Genomic DNA, 17,489 nt, shown 5'->3' on the forward strand with positions numbered 1-17,489 from the left:
GTAGCTTGGGGATCGAACGCCCCGTCCGCTAAATCCGTGAAAGCTCAGGGTGGCTTGCTTTTCCCCCTTGTGGCCTTTCGGATTCCTTTCTAGTCTGGCGGGAAAAACAGAGGGTTGGGTGTCGCCACGATGCCCTTGAACAAAACAGGAGAGACTATGAAGTCCATCTTCGCACGATTAGCGGCAACCGCATTCGCGGCTGTCTCGCTGGTGACGGCCGCCCAGGCGGAAGACAAGGTCGTCAATGTCTACAACTGGTCGGATTACATCGATAATTCGATCCTCGACGACTTCACCAAGGAAACCGGCATCAAGGTCGTCTACGATACGTTCGACCAGAACGAGACGCTGGAGACCAAGCTGCTCGCGGGCAAGACCGGCTACGACGTCGTCGTGCCGACCGCCTATTTCCTGCAGCGACAGATCAAGGCCGGCGTCTTCCAGAAGCTGGACAAGTCCAAGCTGCCGAACATCTCCAACATGTGGGACACGGTACAGCAGCGCATCGCCACCTACGATCCCGGCAACAAATACGCCGTCGACTATATGTGGGGCACCACTGGCGTCGGCTACAATGTCGACAAGGTGAAGCAGATCCTCGGCACCGACGAGGCGCCGGATATCAACGTGATCTTCGATCCGGCGCTGGCCGCCAAGTTCAAGGATTGCGGCATCTACGTGCTCGATTCGCCCACCGACGTCATCCCCGCGGCACTGCGCTATCTCGGCCTCGATCCGAACTCCACCAAGCCGGAGGATTTCAAGAAGGCGGAAGAACTGCTGACGGCTACCCGCGCGAATATCCGCAAATTCCATTCGTCCGAATATATCAACGCGCTCGCCAATGGCGATATCTGCATTGCCTTCGGCTATTCCGGCGACGTGCTGCAGGCACGCAATCGCGCCACCGAGGCCAAGAACGGCGTCAATATCAGCTATTCGATCCCGAAGAAGGGCGCGCAGATGTGGTTCGACGTGATGGCGATCCCGGCCGATGCGCCCCATGTCGAAGAGGCACACGTCTTCCTCAACTACATGATGAAGCCGGAAGTCATCGCCAAGGCCAGCAACTTCACCGCTTACGCCAACGGCAACAAGGCGTCGCAGCAGTTCGTGAGCAAGGAAGTGCTGGAAGACCCGTCGGTCTATCCGACGGAAGAGGTCACGAAGAACCTGTACACCTTGAAGCCGTGGGATCCGAAAACGCAGCGCGTGGCGACGCGCCTGTGGACGAAGGTCACCACTGGCCAATAATTCAAAAGCAGGCCCGGACGGCAACGTCCGGGCCTTTTTCTGACAGCACCGCGTAAAGATCAGGACCGCGCCGGGGTGGGGAAGAGCCGGCGCAGTGTCCTTTCATTTGGGGATTGATGATGAAGTCTCTCGGGAATATCCGGCGTTCCTTTGCTCCTTGGACCGACCCTTCGGCAAAACCGTACATTTCCTTCAAGAACGTCACGAAGAAGTTCGGCGATTTCACCGCCGTCGACAATCTTTCACTGGATATCTACAACCGGGAATTCTTTGCCCTGCTTGGCGCCTCCGGCTGCGGCAAGTCGACGCTGCTGCGCATGCTGGCGGGCTTCGAGCAGCCGACGACGGGCGAGATCGTCCTCGATGGCCAGAACCTTGCCGGCACGCCGCCCTATCGCCGCCCTGTCAACATGATGTTCCAGTCCTATGCGCTCTTCCCGCATATGACCGTGGAAAAGAACATCGCCTTCGGGCTGCGCCAGGACAGCATGCCGAAGGCCGAGATCGCCGAGCGCGTTGCGCAGATGCTGAAGCTGGTCAAGCTGGAGCAATTCGCCAAGCGCAAACCCCACCAGCTTTCCGGCGGCCAGCGCCAGCGCGTGGCGCTGGCCCGCTCGCTCGCCAAGCGACCGAAGGTGCTGCTGCTCGACGAGCCGCTCGGCGCGCTCGACAAGAAGCTGCGCGAGGAGACCCAGTTCGAGCTGATGGACCTGCAGCAGAGCCTCGGCCTCACCTTCGTCGTCGTCACCCACGACCAGGAGGAGGCGATGACCATGGCCGACCGCATCGCCGTCATGAGCCACGGCAAGGTGGTGCAGGTGGCGACGCCGGCGGAGATTTACGAGGCTCCCAATTCCCGCTTCGTCGCCGACTTCATCGGCGATGTGAACATTCTCGAGGGCAATGTCTCCTCGGCCCGCTCGGGGATCATCGAGATCGCGGTCGATCCGTCCCTCACGCTGCGCACCGCATCTGGCGACACCCCGGCGGAGGGGAGCCGCGCCAGCCTCGCCATTCGGCCGGAAAAGCTCAGGGTCACGCCGCGCCCACCGGCCAATGCCTCGGTCAATGCAGCCGAAGGCGAAATCTGGGATATCGCCTATCTCGGCGACATGACCGTCTTCCATGTGAAGCTAAAGACCGGCCAGGTGGTCAAGGCTTCGTCGCTGAACGCGGTCCGGGCGGTCGAGGAGCCGTTTTCCTACGATCAGAACGTCTGGGTGTCGTTCGACGAAAATGCCGGCGTGCTGCTGAAGGATTGATCATGAGAACGCTCGGCTCTTCCCTCTACCAGCGCCTCGTCATCATCATCCCTTATCTCTGGCTGCTGCTCTTCTTCCTCGTCCCGTTCCTGATCGTCTTCCGCATCTCGCTGTCGACCAAGGCGCTCTCCATCCCGCCCTATGATCCGTCCTTCAACTGGTCGGACAGTTTCGCAGACTGGTGGGACAAGCTGCAGACCATGTCGTTCGACAACTACACATGGCTGGCCGGCGACCCGCTCTATATGAATGCCTACATTCAGAGCCTGCAGATCGCCGGCATCTCGACGCTGCTGACGCTGCTCATCGCCTATCCCATCGCCTACGGCATGGCGCAGGCGCCGCGCACCATCCGCCCGACGCTCCTGATGCTGGTCATCCTGCCCTTCTGGACGAGCTTCCTGATCCGCGTCTATTCCTGGATGTCGATCCTCAGCACGACCGGTCTTTTGAACCAGCTGCTGATGGGGCTCGGCATCATCCACGAGCCGCTGGTGATTCTCAACACCAACACCGCCGTCTATATCGGCATGGTCTATTCCTATCTGCCCTTCATGGTGCTGCCGCTCTATTCCTCGCTGGAAAAGATGGACGGCACGCTGATCGAGGCGGCACAGGATCTCGGCTGCACGCCGATCGGCGCCTTCTGGCGCGTCACCTTCCCGCTGTCGCTCCCCGGCGTGATCGCCGGCTGCATGCTGGTCTTCATCCCGGCGGTCGGCGAATTCGTCATTCCGGACCTGCTCGGCGGCTCCGAAACGCTGATGATCGGCAAGGTGCTGTGGAGCGAGTTCTACGGCAATACCGACTGGCCGCTGGCCTCGGCGGTCGCGACGATCCTGCTTCTGGTGCTGGTGGTGCCCATCGTCTTCTTCCAGCATTTCCAGGCAAAAGCCGACGAGAAGGGGAGATAGGTCATGATCCGCTGGTCCCGTTTCAACATCGTCTCCGTCACGCTCGGCCTGGCTTTCCTTTATCTGCCGATCCTGCTGCTGGTCATCTATTCCTTCAATGCCTCGCGGCTGGTCACGGTCTGGGGCGGCTTCTCGACGCAATGGTATGTGCATCTCTTCAGCAACGACACCATGCTGAACGCTGCCTGGCTGACGGTGCGCATCGCGCTCCTGTCGGCGACGATCGCTACCGTGCTCGGGACGCTCGCCGCCCTGACGCTGGTGCGCTACACGCGCTTTCGCGGTCGCATCCTGTTTTCCGGCATGATCTATGCGCCGCTGGTCATGCCGGATGTCATCACCGGCCTGTCGCTGTTGCTGCTCTTCGTCACCTCCGGCGTCGACCGCGGTTTCTGGACGATCGTCATGGCGCATACGACGCTGACCATGTGCTTCGTCGCCGTCGTCGTCCAGTCCAGGCTGCTGACCTTCGATCGTTCGATCGAGGAGGCGGCGCTGGATCTCGGCGCGCCGCCGGTGCGTACCTTCTTCGAGGTCACGCTTCCGATCATCGCGCCGGCGGTATTTTCCGGATGGGTGCTGGCCCTGACATTGTCGCTCGACGATCTCGTCATCGCCACCTTCGCTTCCGGCGCCGGCGCCAAGACCCTGCCGATGCTGATCTACAGCCAGGTCAAGCTCGGCGTCACCCCGGAGATCAATGCGATCTGCACCATCCTGATCGGTGTCGTCACCGTCGGCGTCATCTGCGCATCGATCGCCACGAAACGTCGCGAGCTGCAGCGCCAAAGGGACGAGCAGGCTGCCGCCGCCGGCTGAGGGCTTGAGACTTATTGCTGCGGCTGGTTGGGTTTCTGCAGCAAGGTCGCCACCGGCGAGATCACCGGGTCCGGCCAGGTGCCGCCGATGAAGAAGGGCAGCATCGGCAGTTCCGCCGCGGCGGCGGGGTCGCTGGCCTCGATCGCGCCCGACAGCGCCAGTCCGTTGCTGCGGAAGGGAACGACGCCGTTCAGCGTCACCGTTTCATTGCGTCCGACGATCTTGGCGCTGTGAACCTCGGCCGATCCCTTGGCGAAATTCGCGTCGACATCCATGCTGTCGAAATCGAACCCCGTGTCGGCGATATCGCTCATGCGGAAGAAGGTCTTGTCGGAGGCGAGCGCGCGGAAGGCGGAGATGTTGAATTGCCGGAAGGAGCCTGCCTGCGCGGTGAAACGCATCTTGCCGGCGACGTCGCCGAGATTGGCGGCCCAGATCGGCTTGGAGGTGCCGAGTGAGAGATCCAGCGATCCTGTCGTCATCGGCAGGGGGCCGACGAGCTTGAGGCGCGCAAAAAGCCCTCCGAAATCGGCGTTGCGAATGGAAATCTGCAGCTTGCCGCCGCCATCGAAGTCACCCTGCGTGACTTCCAGATGCGCGGTCAGCGCTCCGCCTTCGAAGCCGCTGTCGCCAATGTCGAACTTCGCCTTGCCGCCGGACACCAGCAGGCTGGCGCCGATATTGTCGAACTGGAAGGGACCGAGCCAGGCCTTGTTCGACGACAGCCGCATGTCCAGGTCGAGGCGCTGCAGCGGATTGCCGTTGATGAGCGCATCGATGGCGGTGCCGGCCGCCAGCCGCATGGAGAAGGCGGCGAGGAACGGGTTGATGTTCATCTGGTCGAAGGCGAGCGTGCCGGAAATCTTCGGCTTGCCGGCAGCGGTATAGCTGAGGTCCATCACGCCGGAGGCGGCGGAATCATTGACCTTGAAATTCAGGTTGTTGAAGCGCACTCCGTTGGGGATGGCGGCGATATCGGCGTTGAGAGCGGCGTTCTGCAGCGTATCGGCGGCCGGCAGATGCTCGCCGCTCCATGCCAGGAAGGACGGCATGTTCGGTATGCTGAGATCCAGGTTTCCCGCGAGCGCGGAGAAATCGGAAATGCTGGTGACGCCGGCATAGGTCCAGTTGATCAGCGGCGAGGAGAAGCTCGTTCTCGCATCGACGCTCTTGCCGGCAAACAGCATCAAGGGCTGGGTGGAATTGAAATCGATCTTGACGTCCTGTCCGTTGAAACGGCCGAGAATGACCGCCGACATCGGCCGCGACAGGCGCGGCCAGGTGATGTCGGCATTGACGCTGTTCATCTTGTAGACATTGCCGCTGCGTTCGTCGGCCATTTCGATGCTGCCATCCTCGATGGTCAGCGTGCCGATATCGGCGTCCTGTTCCTTCTGCATCGACACGCTCTGGCCCGAGGATGCCTCGACCTGCTCGATCGCCTTGGAAAGACGGCCTTCATTCGTCCAGTCGATCAGGCCGGTTTCATCGCGGCGGATATAGATCACCGGCCGCAGGAAATGGAATTCATGGAAATGCGCGCGTCCGCGCAGCGCGGTCAGCAGCGAAAAATCCGCCGAGAGGCTGTCGACATGGCCGAGAACCTTGCCATTCTTCGTCGGCTCGCGGATGGTGACCTGGTTGAGCGTCACGCGCGGCGTCGGCCAGAATTCCAGCGTCGGATCGCCTTCGATCTGGGCACGATAGCCCGTCCAGTCCGAAAGCGCCTTCTCAATGCCGGAACGCACCAGCCCGCTGGAAATCAGGAAGGGAGCGGTCGCTCGGAAAACGGCGAAGACGATGAGGACGGTCAGAAGCACGATCCCGGAGGTGCGCGCAACGGTCGGCAGCCAGCGCGAGGCCGATCGCATGGTCAACCGCCACTTCTTGTTCCTTGACGCCCTCATGATCCCACGGAGACTTTCATACTCATAGCGCTGATATGCCCGCGTTTGCCGGATATAGGAAATGATTGGCCGATGCAAACATGTACAGCGAGAAGACAGTCGACTCAGCGACTTTATAATGCGCTGCAGCATGATATATAAACCGAAAAGCAGGGGAGGTACTATGCAAGATCATCAACCGCTCTGGACCCCATCGGACGAATTTCGCCGTCGCAGCCCGATGTTCGCCTTCATGCAGGACTGCAATCGGCGCTTCGGTCTGTCGCTCTCCGATTTTCCCAGCCTGCACGCCTGGTCGATCGCGGAGCGCGAAAGCTTCTGGACAGCAGTGTGGGATTTCTGTGGCATCAGGGGAGAACGCGGCGAAAAGGCGCTGGTCAACGGCGATCTCATGCTCGAGGCGCGGTTCTTTCCCGATGCCAGGCTGAATTTCGCCGAGAACCTGCTGTCGAGGAGCGGTGAGGGCGATGCGCTGGTCTTCTGGGGCGAAGACAAGCTGCGCGACCGCTGGTCCTGGGACCGGCTCTCGGCCATGGTGTCGCGCCTGCAGCAGGCCTATCGCGCCCTCGGCATTGGCAAGGGCGACCGCGTTGCCGCGATGATGCCGAACATGCCGGAAACCATCGCCTGCATGCTGGCTGCCGCCTCGATCGGCGCCATCTGGTCCTCCTGCTCTCCCGATTTCGGCGAGCAGGGCGTGCTCGACCGCTTCGGCCAGATCGAGCCGAAACTCTTCATCGCCTGCAGCGGCTATTGGTATGGCGGCAAGCTGCAGGACGTGACGGAAAAGGTCGGCGCCATCGCGGGGCGACTCGGCGTTCCCACGCTCATCATTCCCTATGCCGGTGATGCCGAGGCGGTTGCCGCCGCAACGCAGGATGCAAGGACGCTCGATGCCTTCGTCGCGCCCTTCGAGGCCAAGCCCGTCACATTCGAGCCCCTGCCGTTTTCGCATCCGCTGTTCATCCTGTTTTCCTCCGGTACGACGGGCGTGCCGAAATGCATCGTCCATTCCACCGGCGGCGCGCTGCTGCAGCTCATGAAGGAACATCGCTTGCATTGCGGCGTCGTTCCCGGCGAAAAGGTGTTCTATTTCACCACCTGCGGCTGGATGATGTGGAACTGGCTGGTGACCGGGCTCGCCGCCGGCGCCACGCTTTGCCTCTATGACGGCTCACCCTTCGCGCCCGACGGCAACATCCTCTTCGACTATGCGCAGGAGGAAGGTTTCGCCGTCTTCGGCACTTCGGCAAAATATATCGACGCCGTGCGCAAGGGCGGCCTGACGCCGAAGGCCTCGCATGATCTTTCCAGCCTGCGGCTGATGACCTCCACCGGTTCGCCGCTGTCGCCGGAAGGCTTTACCTTCGTCTATGAGGGCATCAAGGACGATATCCAGCTCGCCTCCATCTCCGGCGGCACCGACATCGTCTCCTGCTTCGTGCTTGGCAATCCCCTGCAGCCGGTCTGGCGCGGCGAGATCCAGGGTCCCGGCCTCGGTCTTGCCGTCGATGTCTGGGACGAGAACGGCAAGCCGGTGCGCGGCGAAAAGGGCGAGCTCGTCTGCGCCAAGGCCTTTCCCTCGATGCCGGTGATGTTCTGGAACGATCCCGAACGCGCCAAATACCGCGCCGCCTATTTCGAGCGCTTCGACAATGTCTGGTGCCACGGCGATTTCGCCGAGTGGACCGAACACGGCGGCTTGGTCATCCATGGCCGCTCGGACGCGACGCTTAATCCCGGCGGTGTGCGTATCGGCACGGCGGAGATCTACAATCAGGTCGAGCAGATGCCACAGGTTCTGGAAGCCCTCTGCATCGGTCAGGATTGGGACGACGACGTGCGCGTCGTGCTCTTCGTCCGCTTGGCGGCGGGAACGGCGTTGACGGAGGAGCTCGCCAAGGCGATCAAGACGCGCATCCGCACCGGCGCCTCGCCCCGGCATGTGCCGGCCAAAATCATCGCGGTCGCCGATATCCCGCGCACCAAATCCGGCAAGATCGTCGAGCTTGCCGTCCGCGATGTCGTTCATGGCCGGCCGGTCAAGAACAAGGAAGCGCTCGCCAATCCGGAAGCGCTGGATCTGTTCGTGGGGCTGGAGGAGCTGAAGAGCTGATGCGGTCCAGCGAAGGATGAACCGGACCGGGCCGCAATCATCGGCCTGGTCCTCGCCATTGCCCACTCCAAACCATGAAGGCAGCGCTTTTCGCTGCCTTTTTTCATTGTGCGACGCACAAATTAGCGCCTCCTCTGTACATTGGCCCGCCGAGCGAGTATGTGCACGCCCGAAGAAGAGGCCTGCGACGTGTGGGCCACGATGATCCGCGTCGGCTGACGCGTGAAGAATTCCGAAAGACAAGATATGACCGAATTCGAAGGCATCGTTCCTGCGATTGCCCAGGCTTTGGCAAAGCGTGGTTACGAAACGCTGACGCCGGTACAGAAGGCGATGCTCGATCCGAACCTCGCCGGCAAGGATGCGCTGGTTTCGGCCCAGACCGGCTCCGGCAAGACCGTGGCCTTCGGCCTGGCGCTGGCGCCCGGCCTGCTTGACGGAGCCGAGCGCTTCGGCCGCGCCGGCACGCCGCTGGCGCTGGCGATCGCGCCGACCCGCGAGCTGGCGTTGCAGGTGCAGCGCGAACTGGAATGGCTCTACGAGATGACCGGTGCCACCATCGTCTCCTGCGTCGGCGGCATGGACATGCGCACCGAGAAGCGCGCGCTGGAGCGCGGCGCGCATATCGTCGTGGGAACGCCGGGCCGCCTTTGCGACCATATCCGCCGCAACTCGCTCGATATATCCGCGCTGAAGGCCGTCGTGCTCGACGAGGCCGACGAGATGCTCGACCTCGGCTTCCGCGAGGATCTGGAATTCATTCTCGAAACGGCACCGGCCGAGCGGCGGACGCTGATGTTTTCGGCGACCGTGCCGCGTTCGATCGCCAAGCTTGCCGAAAACTATCAGCGCGACGCCGTGCGCATCGCAACCGCTTCCGAGGCCAAGCAGCATGTCGATATCGACTATCGCGCGCTGACCGTCGTGCCGAGCGACCGGGAAAACGCCATCATCAATGTTCTGCGCTACTACGAAGCACAGAACGCCATCGTCTTCTGCTCGACGCGTGCGGCGGTCAACCATCTGACGGCGCGCTTCAACAATCGCGGCTTCTCGGTCGTGGCGCTGTCGGGCGAGCTTAGCCAGAATGAGCGCACGCACGCGCTGCAGGCCATGCGCGACGGCCGCGCCCGTGTCTGCATCGCCACCGACGTCGCCGCCCGCGGCATCGACCTGCCGGGCCTGGAGCTGGTCATCCATGCCGACCTGCCGACCAATCCAGAAACGCTGCTGCACCGCAGCGGCCGCACAGGCCGCGCCGGCAACAAGGGCGTCAGCGCGCTCATCGTGCCACTCAGCGCCCGCCGCCGTACCGAACGCCTGCTGGAGGCGGCCCGCATCCGCGCCACCTGGGCAAAGCCACCATCAGCCGATGAAGTCAACCAGCGCGACGACGAGCGTCTTCTTGCCGATCCGGTCTTTACCGAGCCGCTGCGCGACGACGAGCAGTCTTTGGTGCAGGAGCTCTTGCAGAGCCATGGCGCCGAACAGGTCGCCGCCGCCTTCCTGCGGCAATATCGCACCGGCCATTCCGCGCCGGAGGATCTGCAGGACGTGCCGGCCGAAGGCGAGCGCCGCAAGCCCCGCCGCGACGATTTCCCCGTCACGCGCTATGACGAGCCGTCCGCCGGCCGCAACGATTTCACCGATGGCGTCTGGGTGTCGCTTTCCGTGGGACGCAAGCAGAATGCCGAGCCGCGCTGGCTGATCCCGATGCTCTGCCGCAACGGCAACCTCACCAAGCGTGACATCGGCGCCATCAAGATGCAGCCGGAAGAGACCTTCGTCGAGTTCTCGGTCGAAGGCGCCGAGCGCTTCCTGTCCGCCATCGGCCCCGACAAGACGCTGGAGCGCGGCATCCGCGTCAAGCCGCTCACCGGCGCGCCGGATTTTTCGCAGGCCAAACGCGAGGGTGGCTACGGCAAGAAGAAGCCTTTCGGCGACAGGGATACTCGTTCGAACGACGGTGGCAAGCCGAAGTGGAAGTCCGACCGCAAGCCGGAGCGGGCGGGCGAGGGTGGCGCCGACAAGAAGCCGTGGTCGAAGAAGCCGGGCAAGCCGCATTTCACCAAGAACGACGGCCCTCCCAAGGGCGGCAATCCGAATTCAAGGGCGGCGCGCAAGGCCGCGAAGACACGCGGGGAGTGACCTCCGATCAGCGGGGCTCGTCCGTAGTCGCTACGGACAGGCCGCGCGAGGTCAGCCAGACGCCCACCAGCGTCACCGCCAGCCCCACGAACATTGCCGTCGTCAGCGGCTCGGAAAACAGCGCCCAGGCCCAGAGCATGGTCACCGGCGGGCTGAGATAGATGGCGGCGCTGACCTGTGCGACAGGAAAGAGGCGCAGGCTGGTGTAATAGACCGAATAGGCGGCGAAGGTCGCGATCAGCACCAGCCAGATCATGCCGATGGCGAAGCCGCGGGTCAGCGGTGGGGCAAGATCGCCCTGCATCATCGCGCAGACGCCGAACAACACCGAGGCGGTCAATGTGTGGATGCAGAGGCTTTGGTGAACGGGCATGTGCCCGGTTCGTCGCCGCTTGTGCAGGACCGATGCGAAGGCAAAGACCAGCATCGACCCCACCGTCAATCCATAGGCCCAGATCGGAGCGGCGCCGAAGCTGAGGCTGTCGATCGACACGATCAAGACGCCGGCTACCGCGATCGCTGTTCCCAGCCATTGGCGACCGCTCAGCCGCTCCCCCAGGACGGGTTGCGACAGGGCCGCGATCGCCAGTGGCAGCAGGTCGGAGATCAGCGCCACCAGCCCGGTCGGCACCCGCTGTTCGATCGCCAGCGCGAAGCCGCCGAGATAGAGGAAGACCGACATCACGCCGAACAGCATCTGTTCGGCAATCGCGCGCGGCCGCATGCGCGGACCGATCGTCAGCGCGAAGGGCAGCAGGATCAAACCTGACAGAAGCGTGCGCCAGAACAGGACCAGCATCACGCTGGCCTCCTGGCTGGCATAGCGAATGCCGACGAAGCCGGCGCTCCAGCAGACGATCAGGAGCGCCGCCATCACGGGCCAGAGGAAACGGCGCTCGGCTGGCGCGGGCCGGGATAGGCATTGCTCTGTCATCGGATTCTCGATTGGGGCTCTCGCTCGAATGGGCTTCACGGCTCAGCCATAGGCCATGGCCGGCTCGATTACACATGACAAATATCGATCAAGGCATGACATTCCAGTCTCATAATGAATGAGTATTTGTCATGGGCCGCCGGAATGTGCATTCTCTCCGCAAAGAGATCATCCGGGCAGGATTTGCCATGACCGAGTTCACCAGCCGCCGTTTGGAAATCGACGCCCTGCGCGCCTTGTGGGCGATCCGGCATCATGGCGGCATTACCCGCGCGGCTGAGGCCCTGGGCCTGTCGCAATCCGCCGTCAGCCACAAGATCAAGCGGCTGGAGACGAGCCTCGATTGCGATCTCTTGAGCCGCAAACCCGGCGCCGCGATGTTCACCGCGGCCGGTGAGGATCTGCTCGATTATGCCGGGCGCATCCTTGGTCTGCATGACGAGGCGCTTCTGAGCCTGTCGAAGACGTCGCTTGCCGGGCGCGTCGCCCTCGGCCTGACCGAGGATACGACCTGCACCGATCTCGCCCGCATATTGGGGCGTTTCCGCCGCCTGCATCCGAATGTCTCCGTGCGTACCAAGGTCCGCATGAGCCTCGTCCTGCGGGGAATGCTGGAGCGGGGCGAGCTGGACGCCGCGATCGTGCAGGTTTTCGCCCATGAGGTCCGCCCGACCGACGTCGTTCTCTTTCGCGAGGCGCTTCATTGGGTGAAGCATCCGGATCTCCCCCTGTCGCAGGACGGCCCGATCCCCTTTCTGTCCTTCGACGATGAATGCTTCTATCGTCGCTGGGCGCTCGATATCGGACAGGATGGCGGCGTGGTGCTTGAAACCGTGTTCGAATGCGCGAGCGCGGCGGGGATCGTTGCCGCCGTCACCTCCGGTCTGGGCGTGGCACTTCTGAACGGCCGCCACCTGCAGCCCGACATGGAGATCATCGCCAAGGGTCTGCCGGCGCCCCCTGCCTTGGCCTATGTCGTTCGCCGCGGCCGCAAGGTGAGGAATCCCGCGCTCGATACTCTTGTGGCGGAGATCGAGAGCGAAATCAGCCGTTACGGTGGGCTGGCGCTGGCGAGCTGACAGCGGATTTGCAGGGATCTCATGACTGAGGCAGAATGCTGTCTCCGAGCGGACACCGGAATGGAGCGGTATCCTCATGCTGATCGGTTCATGTCACTGCGGCAAGGCGGGCTGGACGCTGGAGGGCGATCCGGGCTCGATCACGGCCTGCAATTGCACGCTCTGCCGGCGCTATGGTGCGCTGTGGGCCTATGACTATGAAGGGGAGCGGATCGCGATCACCGGGCCGACCGCTTCCTATACGCGCGCCGGCAGGGACAAGTCTTCCCTCGAAATATTGTTCTGCCCGGCCTGCGCCTGCATATTGAGCTGGCGCGGCCTGAGGCTGCAAAAGGACGGCCGCCGGCGCATGGCCGTGAACCTGCGGCTTGCGCCACCGGATCTCGTCTCAGACCTGCCGATCGATCACTTCGATGGGCTCGACACCTTTGAAGACCTTCCTTCAAAAGGACAGTGCGTGCGCGATCTCTGGTTTTGATAGCGGGCTGGTGATCTCGCTCAGTTCGCCAGCACACGCGGCGAGGGGAAGGTGATCTCGACCAGCGTGCCCTCGTTCGGTGCCGAGTTGATCGAGAAGGTCGCGCGGTTGGCATCGACCATGGCCTTGGTCAGCGGCAGGCCGAGGCCGGTACCGTCGCCGCGCTGGCGGGAATTGGTCGAAACCTGGCGGAACGGCTTCATCGCCTGTTCCAGCTCGGAGCGGGTCATGCCGACGCCGGTGTCGCGGATGCGCATGACGACGCTGCCGTTCGCCTCGTAGGAGGTCGACACGACGATCTGACCGCCTGATGGCGTGAAGCGGATGGCGTTCGACAGGATGTTGAGCGCGATTTGCTTGATCGAGCGCAGGTCGGCGACGACATTCGGCACGGCTTGCGACAGCGCGGTGCGGATGATGACGCGCTGGCTGTTGGCCTGCGGCTGCACCAGCGACACGGCTTCGGCAATGGCCTCATTGAGGCCGACCGAGGCAAATTCCAGATCCATCTCGCCGGCTTCGATCTTGGAGATGTCGAGTAGATCGTTGACGATGTCGAGCACGTGCCGGCCGGAGCGACCGATATCGGTCGCATATTCGACATAACGCGAATGGCCGATCGGCCCGAAGCGCTCGCCGGCCATCATGTCGGAAAAGCCGATGATGGCGTTGAGCGGCGTGCGGATCTCATGGCTGACGCGGGCGAGGAAATCCGTCTTGTGGGCATTGGCGGTCTCGGCGGCGCGCTTGGCATTGCGCAGCTCTTCCTCGGTGCGCTTCCATTGCGTGATATCGCGGATGACGGCGCAATAGCCGTTGGAGGAGTTCAGCCGGCCCATGGTCATGAACAGCGGCACGAAGCCGCCCGAGGCCTCCTGGCCGATGACCTCGCGGCCGTCGTTCAGCACGCTTGCAACGCCATGGCCGGACAGCCCGGCGAGATAATCGAGCACGGCCTTCTGGCTTTCATGCGCGAACAGCATGACGAAGGGTTTGCCGCGGGTTTCCTGGTCGTCATAGTTGAAGAGAGCGCTGGCCGAGCGATTCATCGAGCGGATGTCACCCTCCTGGCCGATGATGACGACGCCGTCCGTCGCCGTTTCCAGCGTCGAGCGCAACTCCTCGATCTCCACCTGCAGCTTGGCGACCTTTTCCAGCATGCGCTCGGGGCGCGCCTCTTCCGGCACGGGTTCGGCAGGCGCGGGAACCTCGCTCTTGTCGAGCGGCATCAGCGCCAGCATCAGAGCGGTACCGTCCTCCCAGCGGACCGATTGCAGCCGCGCGGTGACGGGCACCAGCGCGTCGTCGGCGCGCACCACCATCATCGTGCCCGGCTGTTCGCTCTTGGCTTCCAGATCATGACGCTGCAGCAGCGCATCGAGGCCGCCGACATGATCGAGATCGGCAAGGCTTTCATAGCCGGTCAGCCGCAGGAATTCCGGATTGCCGTGGATCAGCCGGTCGCCGGCATGGATGAGAACGGCAAGCGGTAATTGGTCGACGATTTCGGCCGAGAGGCCGGTGCGCATCTTCACGCGCGGCGGAATGGCGGTGCCGAGGATATCGATGGGATCGAAATCCTCTTCCGGCTCGCCGGCTGCTTTCTCCGCCTGCGCATAGGCAGCGGCTTCCGTCGCTGGCTCTTCGGCCGCCGGCTCCCGCGTGTCCGGCTCGGGTTGGGCGATGGCCGCGATCTCCGGTTCGGTTTCCAGACGCGACGGTTCTTCGGTGGCGTTGCTCTCGGCAGCGTCGGATACGATGTCATTCGCCGCATGCGGCTGCGCATCGGCGATGTTTTCTTGTTGCTCGTTTCCTTCCAGCGGCTCGTCGCGCTTGCCGAAGGGTTCCAGCTGCCGTGCGATCTCGTGGAAGGCCGCCTGCTCGCTCGCGGTCAGGCCGTTCTGCGTCACGAAGCGGCGTTCGTGAAGCTGGATGACCTTGTCGGACTCGCGGCGGTTCGGGGTTTCCGTGATCGTCAGCGCCGGCGGCTCCTCATCGCCGGAAGGGCGGATCTCCGGGGTATCGCTGCCGGCTGGTTCCTCGGTTTCGGCGGCGTGATCCTGCGTGACGGCTTGCGGCTCTTCCGCGACCGTCGTCGCAGGGGCCGTTTCTGTCTCGACAGTCTCCTCGGGCGTGTCCGACACCGGGCCGGCCTCCGCCTCGTCGGCTCCGACCATCAGGCCAAGCCGGAGCGGATCGTCGATGGCATCGGAGAGGCGGACGACGCCGAAGCCGCGGAAGCCGTCGAAGTCGCGGCTGCGCGTATAGGTGGGCAGGGCGGCGAGATCGACAGGCACCTTGAGGCTGGTTCTTTCCACCGGCCAGTAGATCGTCCGGCCCGACCATGTGTCGCGCCGCGCCAGGAGTTCGGCGATCTTGCCGTCCGGATCGAGATTGAAGCGCGTGGCGACATCGTTGAAGGCCTGGCCGATCACATCGGTGGCGTGTGGGCCGACCGCGTCGGCGAACTCGCGGGAAATCTCGCTGAAGCGCCCCTCGGCGTCGATTTTCCAGACGAAACGGGTGGCGCGGCCATTGCGCCTGAAGGCAAATGCTTCGGGCTCATCGTCGATGCTGGCCGCCTCTTCGGAGGTGGCCGGTTCGGGGGCTGTCGCTTCCGGCGTCGCCGGCGTCTCGGCAAGCGATGGTGCAACCACGTCGTCGACCGTCAGCTCGTCGGCATGGGCCGCCGCTTCGATCCGTTCCGGCGCGGCGCCGTCCGTCTCCGTCAGGGTGGTGATATCGCCGGCAGCTTCGGCGGGGATGGTTTCGTGGGAGGCGACGGCGCTTTCCGGCACCTCCTCCTCGACCTCTTCTATATCCGCGACGGCCTCGATGATATCGGGGGAAGGGGAGGCGGCTTGCGTGACGACAGCGGCGGGCGGTTCGGCCGCCACAGCCTCGATCTGCCCGTGGATCTCTTCCGCGTCCGGCTCGACATCACCGGCTGCCGGAGCAGCGGATGCGTCGGGAGCTTCGGTCGGGTCGAGATGACCGAGCACGGTTTCAACGACGAAAAGCAGGTGCAAAGCGGGGATTTCCGACAGCTTGCCGACGGCGGCGGGCAGGTAGCCCCGGCCGGTCGGAATGGGCCGCTTGATCATCCGTTCCGGCTGCGCGCCGGCCATGGTCGTCAACATCCGCGCGGTCTGCGGCGTGACGCCGAGCGCGGCAAAGCCGGGAGAGGCGGCGATGACGTCGCCGTCGCGACCGATCACCGCCATATGCGTATCGGGATCGTCGAAACCGTCGATCATCCGTCTGGCGCTGTCGACGGCGGCCAGCGGCTTGGTCGAGACCGGCGAGGAAAACAGGATCGCCTCTTCGCCGGCGTGGACGCGGATGATCTCGACGGCGGCGTTGACGACCGCGCGCTGGAAGCCCGAGGCCATGCGGATCAGGAAGGTACGCTGGTCGCCAATGGCGCCGAGCGCGCGCGCCGTCGCCTCGATCTGCCGGAAGGAGACATCGCCGCCTTTTGGCCCCTGGTCGATGAAATCGTAAATGCTGTCATAGCCGAAGAGATTGGCGCCGGCGCCGTTGGCCCAGAGAACGCGATCCATGCCGGTCGAAAACATCACCATCGCTTCGCCGCGCGCAAACCGTTCCCGGACGCGCGGATGCACGGCGATGTCGATGAATGGATACTGGATTGCGGGCATGTTCCAACCTGCTTTGCGGGCGTGACCGCCTCTCTTACTTTAACGCTTTATTAATAAGGGCAGCCCGGTTTCAGGTCCAGTGAATGGCCAGGTTTTCACTCGGCAGGGTTAATGCGTTGTGCGTCGCACAATTATGTTGCAATGCACAATAACTTATATTATATGAACCTCAATCAGTTTCACGAAGGGCGCCTCCGAGGAGAGCCCGCATAGGAGCGTAATCATGGCTACTGTAAAGAAAGACGACGTTTTTTCAACGGCTGCATTCGATCCGTCCAAGTTCTCCGAATCCTTCCGCGACTTCGCGGAAAAGGGCGCGGCACAGTCGAAGGAAGCCTTCGCAAAGTTGAAGACGGCTGCTGAAGATGCCGGCAAGACCGTGGAAGCCACCGTCCAGACCGCACAGGCCGGTTCCGTCGAAATCGGCCTCAAGGCCATCGACGTGCTGCGCACCAATGCCGAAAGCTCGCTGGCGCACATGGAAGCCCTGCTTCGCGTCAAGTCGGTCGCCGAACTCTTCGAACTGCAGAGCGCCTTCATTCGCAAGCAGGCTGAAGTGACCGTCGAGCAGGCTAAGGCCATTCAGGAAACCACTAAGAAGGTTGCCGAAAAGCTGGCGCAGCCGACCAAGGAAGCCGCCGAAAAGGCCTTCTCTTCCTTCAAGAAGGTCTGATCCTCAAAGCCTCCCAAGGCAAAAGGCTGGGCATTATGCCCAGCCTTTTTCATATTGCGGGGAGATAGGACTTGAAATAATTTCAAAGTCCTCGTATGTCACCCCCGTTCGCGGCGACGCGAGCATGTGCGGTTGTAGCTCAGTTGGTTAGAGCGCAGGTTTGTGGCACCTGAGGTCGGAGGTTCGAGACCCCCCAACCGTACCATTTCTCCCTTGATAGATCAGCGATCACAGCTTTCCCGG

12 protein-coding genes and 1 tRNA gene are annotated in these 17,489 nt (G+C 63.1%); 10 read left to right on the forward strand and 3 right to left on the reverse strand.

Annotation, left to right across the window (positions count from 1 at the left end):
* The first annotated feature begins 156 nt into the window (after window positions 1-156).
* From FHX11_RS06330 to FHX11_RS06345, 4 genes are all read left to right on the forward strand, one after another.
* Window positions 157-1,254, forward strand: coding sequence for a polyamine ABC transporter substrate-binding protein (locus FHX11_RS06330; RefSeq protein WP_184356194.1), 1,098 nt, complete (start codon window positions 157-159; stop codon window positions 1,252-1,254).
* Between the two features lie 119 nt (window positions 1,255-1,373).
* The gene (locus FHX11_RS06335) at window positions 1,374-2,516 is read left to right on the forward strand and encodes an ABC transporter ATP-binding protein (protein WP_184357500.1); all 1,143 of its coding nucleotides are present in this window, start codon (window positions 1,374-1,376) and stop codon (window positions 2,514-2,516) included.
* A 2-nt stretch (window positions 2,517-2,518) separates the two neighbouring features.
* Window positions 2,519-3,430, forward strand: a complete 912-nt coding sequence (locus tag FHX11_RS06340; RefSeq protein WP_184356196.1) for an ABC transporter permease subunit — start codon at window positions 2,519-2,521, stop codon at window positions 3,428-3,430.
* 3 nt (window positions 3,431-3,433) lie between these two features.
* A complete protein-coding gene (locus tag FHX11_RS06345; RefSeq protein WP_184356198.1) occupies window positions 3,434-4,249 on the forward strand; it encodes an ABC transporter permease subunit in 816 nt (271 codons plus the stop codon).
* Between the two features lie 11 nt (window positions 4,250-4,260).
* On the opposite strand, the gene FHX11_RS06350 is transcribed toward FHX11_RS06345, so the two are convergent.
* Window positions 4,261-6,156 (reverse strand): AsmA-like C-terminal region-containing protein, encoded by a 1,896-nt coding sequence (locus FHX11_RS06350; RefSeq protein WP_184356200.1) that lies wholly within the window; start codon window positions 6,154-6,156, stop codon window positions 4,261-4,263.
* 163 nt (window positions 6,157-6,319) lie between these two features.
* On the opposite strand from FHX11_RS06350, the gene FHX11_RS06355 reads away from it, so the two are divergent.
* Both FHX11_RS06355 and FHX11_RS06360 read left to right on the forward strand, forming a co-directional pair.
* Window positions 6,320-8,272: an acetoacetate--CoA ligase gene (locus FHX11_RS06355; protein WP_184356201.1), complete on the forward strand. Its 1,953-nt coding sequence runs from the start codon at window positions 6,320-6,322 to the stop codon at window positions 8,270-8,272.
* A 246-nt stretch (window positions 8,273-8,518) separates the two neighbouring features.
* Window positions 8,519-10,420 carry a DEAD/DEAH box helicase gene (locus FHX11_RS06360; RefSeq protein ID WP_184356204.1) on the forward strand — a complete coding sequence of 634 codons (1,902 nt, stop codon included), beginning with the start codon at window positions 8,519-8,521 and terminating at the stop codon, window positions 10,418-10,420.
* A gap of 7 nt (window positions 10,421-10,427) precedes the next feature.
* Here the strand turns inward: FHX11_RS06360 and FHX11_RS06365 are convergent, their stop codons facing one another.
* On the reverse strand, window positions 10,428-11,354 hold the full coding sequence (locus tag FHX11_RS06365; RefSeq protein WP_184356206.1) for a DMT family transporter: 927 nt from the start codon (window positions 11,352-11,354) through the stop codon (window positions 10,428-10,430).
* A 188-nt stretch (window positions 11,355-11,542) separates the two neighbouring features.
* Here FHX11_RS06365 and FHX11_RS06370 point away from each other — a divergent pair, with 188 nt between their 5' ends.
* Window positions 11,543-12,433 carry a LysR family transcriptional regulator gene (locus tag FHX11_RS06370; RefSeq protein ID WP_184356208.1) on the forward strand — a complete coding sequence of 297 codons (891 nt, stop codon included), beginning with the start codon at window positions 11,543-11,545 and terminating at the stop codon, window positions 12,431-12,433.
* Window positions 12,434-12,509: 76 nt separating this feature from the next.
* Window positions 12,510-12,911, forward strand: coding sequence for a GFA family protein (locus FHX11_RS06375; protein WP_184356210.1), 402 nt, complete (start codon window positions 12,510-12,512; stop codon window positions 12,909-12,911).
* A 20-nt stretch (window positions 12,912-12,931) separates the two neighbouring features.
* Here FHX11_RS06375 and FHX11_RS06380 read toward each other — a convergent pair whose 3' ends face one another.
* Window positions 12,932-16,573: an ATP-binding protein gene (locus FHX11_RS06380; protein ID WP_184356212.1), complete on the reverse strand. Its 3,642-nt coding sequence runs from the start codon at window positions 16,571-16,573 to the stop codon at window positions 12,932-12,934.
* A 223-nt stretch (window positions 16,574-16,796) separates the two neighbouring features.
* On the opposite strand from FHX11_RS06380, the gene FHX11_RS06385 reads away from it, so the two are divergent.
* Both FHX11_RS06385 and FHX11_RS06390 read left to right on the forward strand, forming a co-directional pair.
* A complete protein-coding gene (locus tag FHX11_RS06385) occupies window positions 16,797-17,246 on the forward strand; it encodes a phasin (protein ID WP_184356214.1) in 450 nt (149 codons plus the stop codon).
* Between the two features lie 128 nt (window positions 17,247-17,374).
* Window positions 17,375-17,451 (forward strand) — tRNA-His (locus tag FHX11_RS06390).
* The last annotated feature ends 38 nt before the right edge of the window (window positions 17,452-17,489 follow it).

This window comes from Rhizobium sp. BK602, from assembly GCF_014195095.1.
Taxonomy (GTDB): domain Bacteria; phylum Pseudomonadota; class Alphaproteobacteria; order Rhizobiales; family Rhizobiaceae; genus Rhizobium.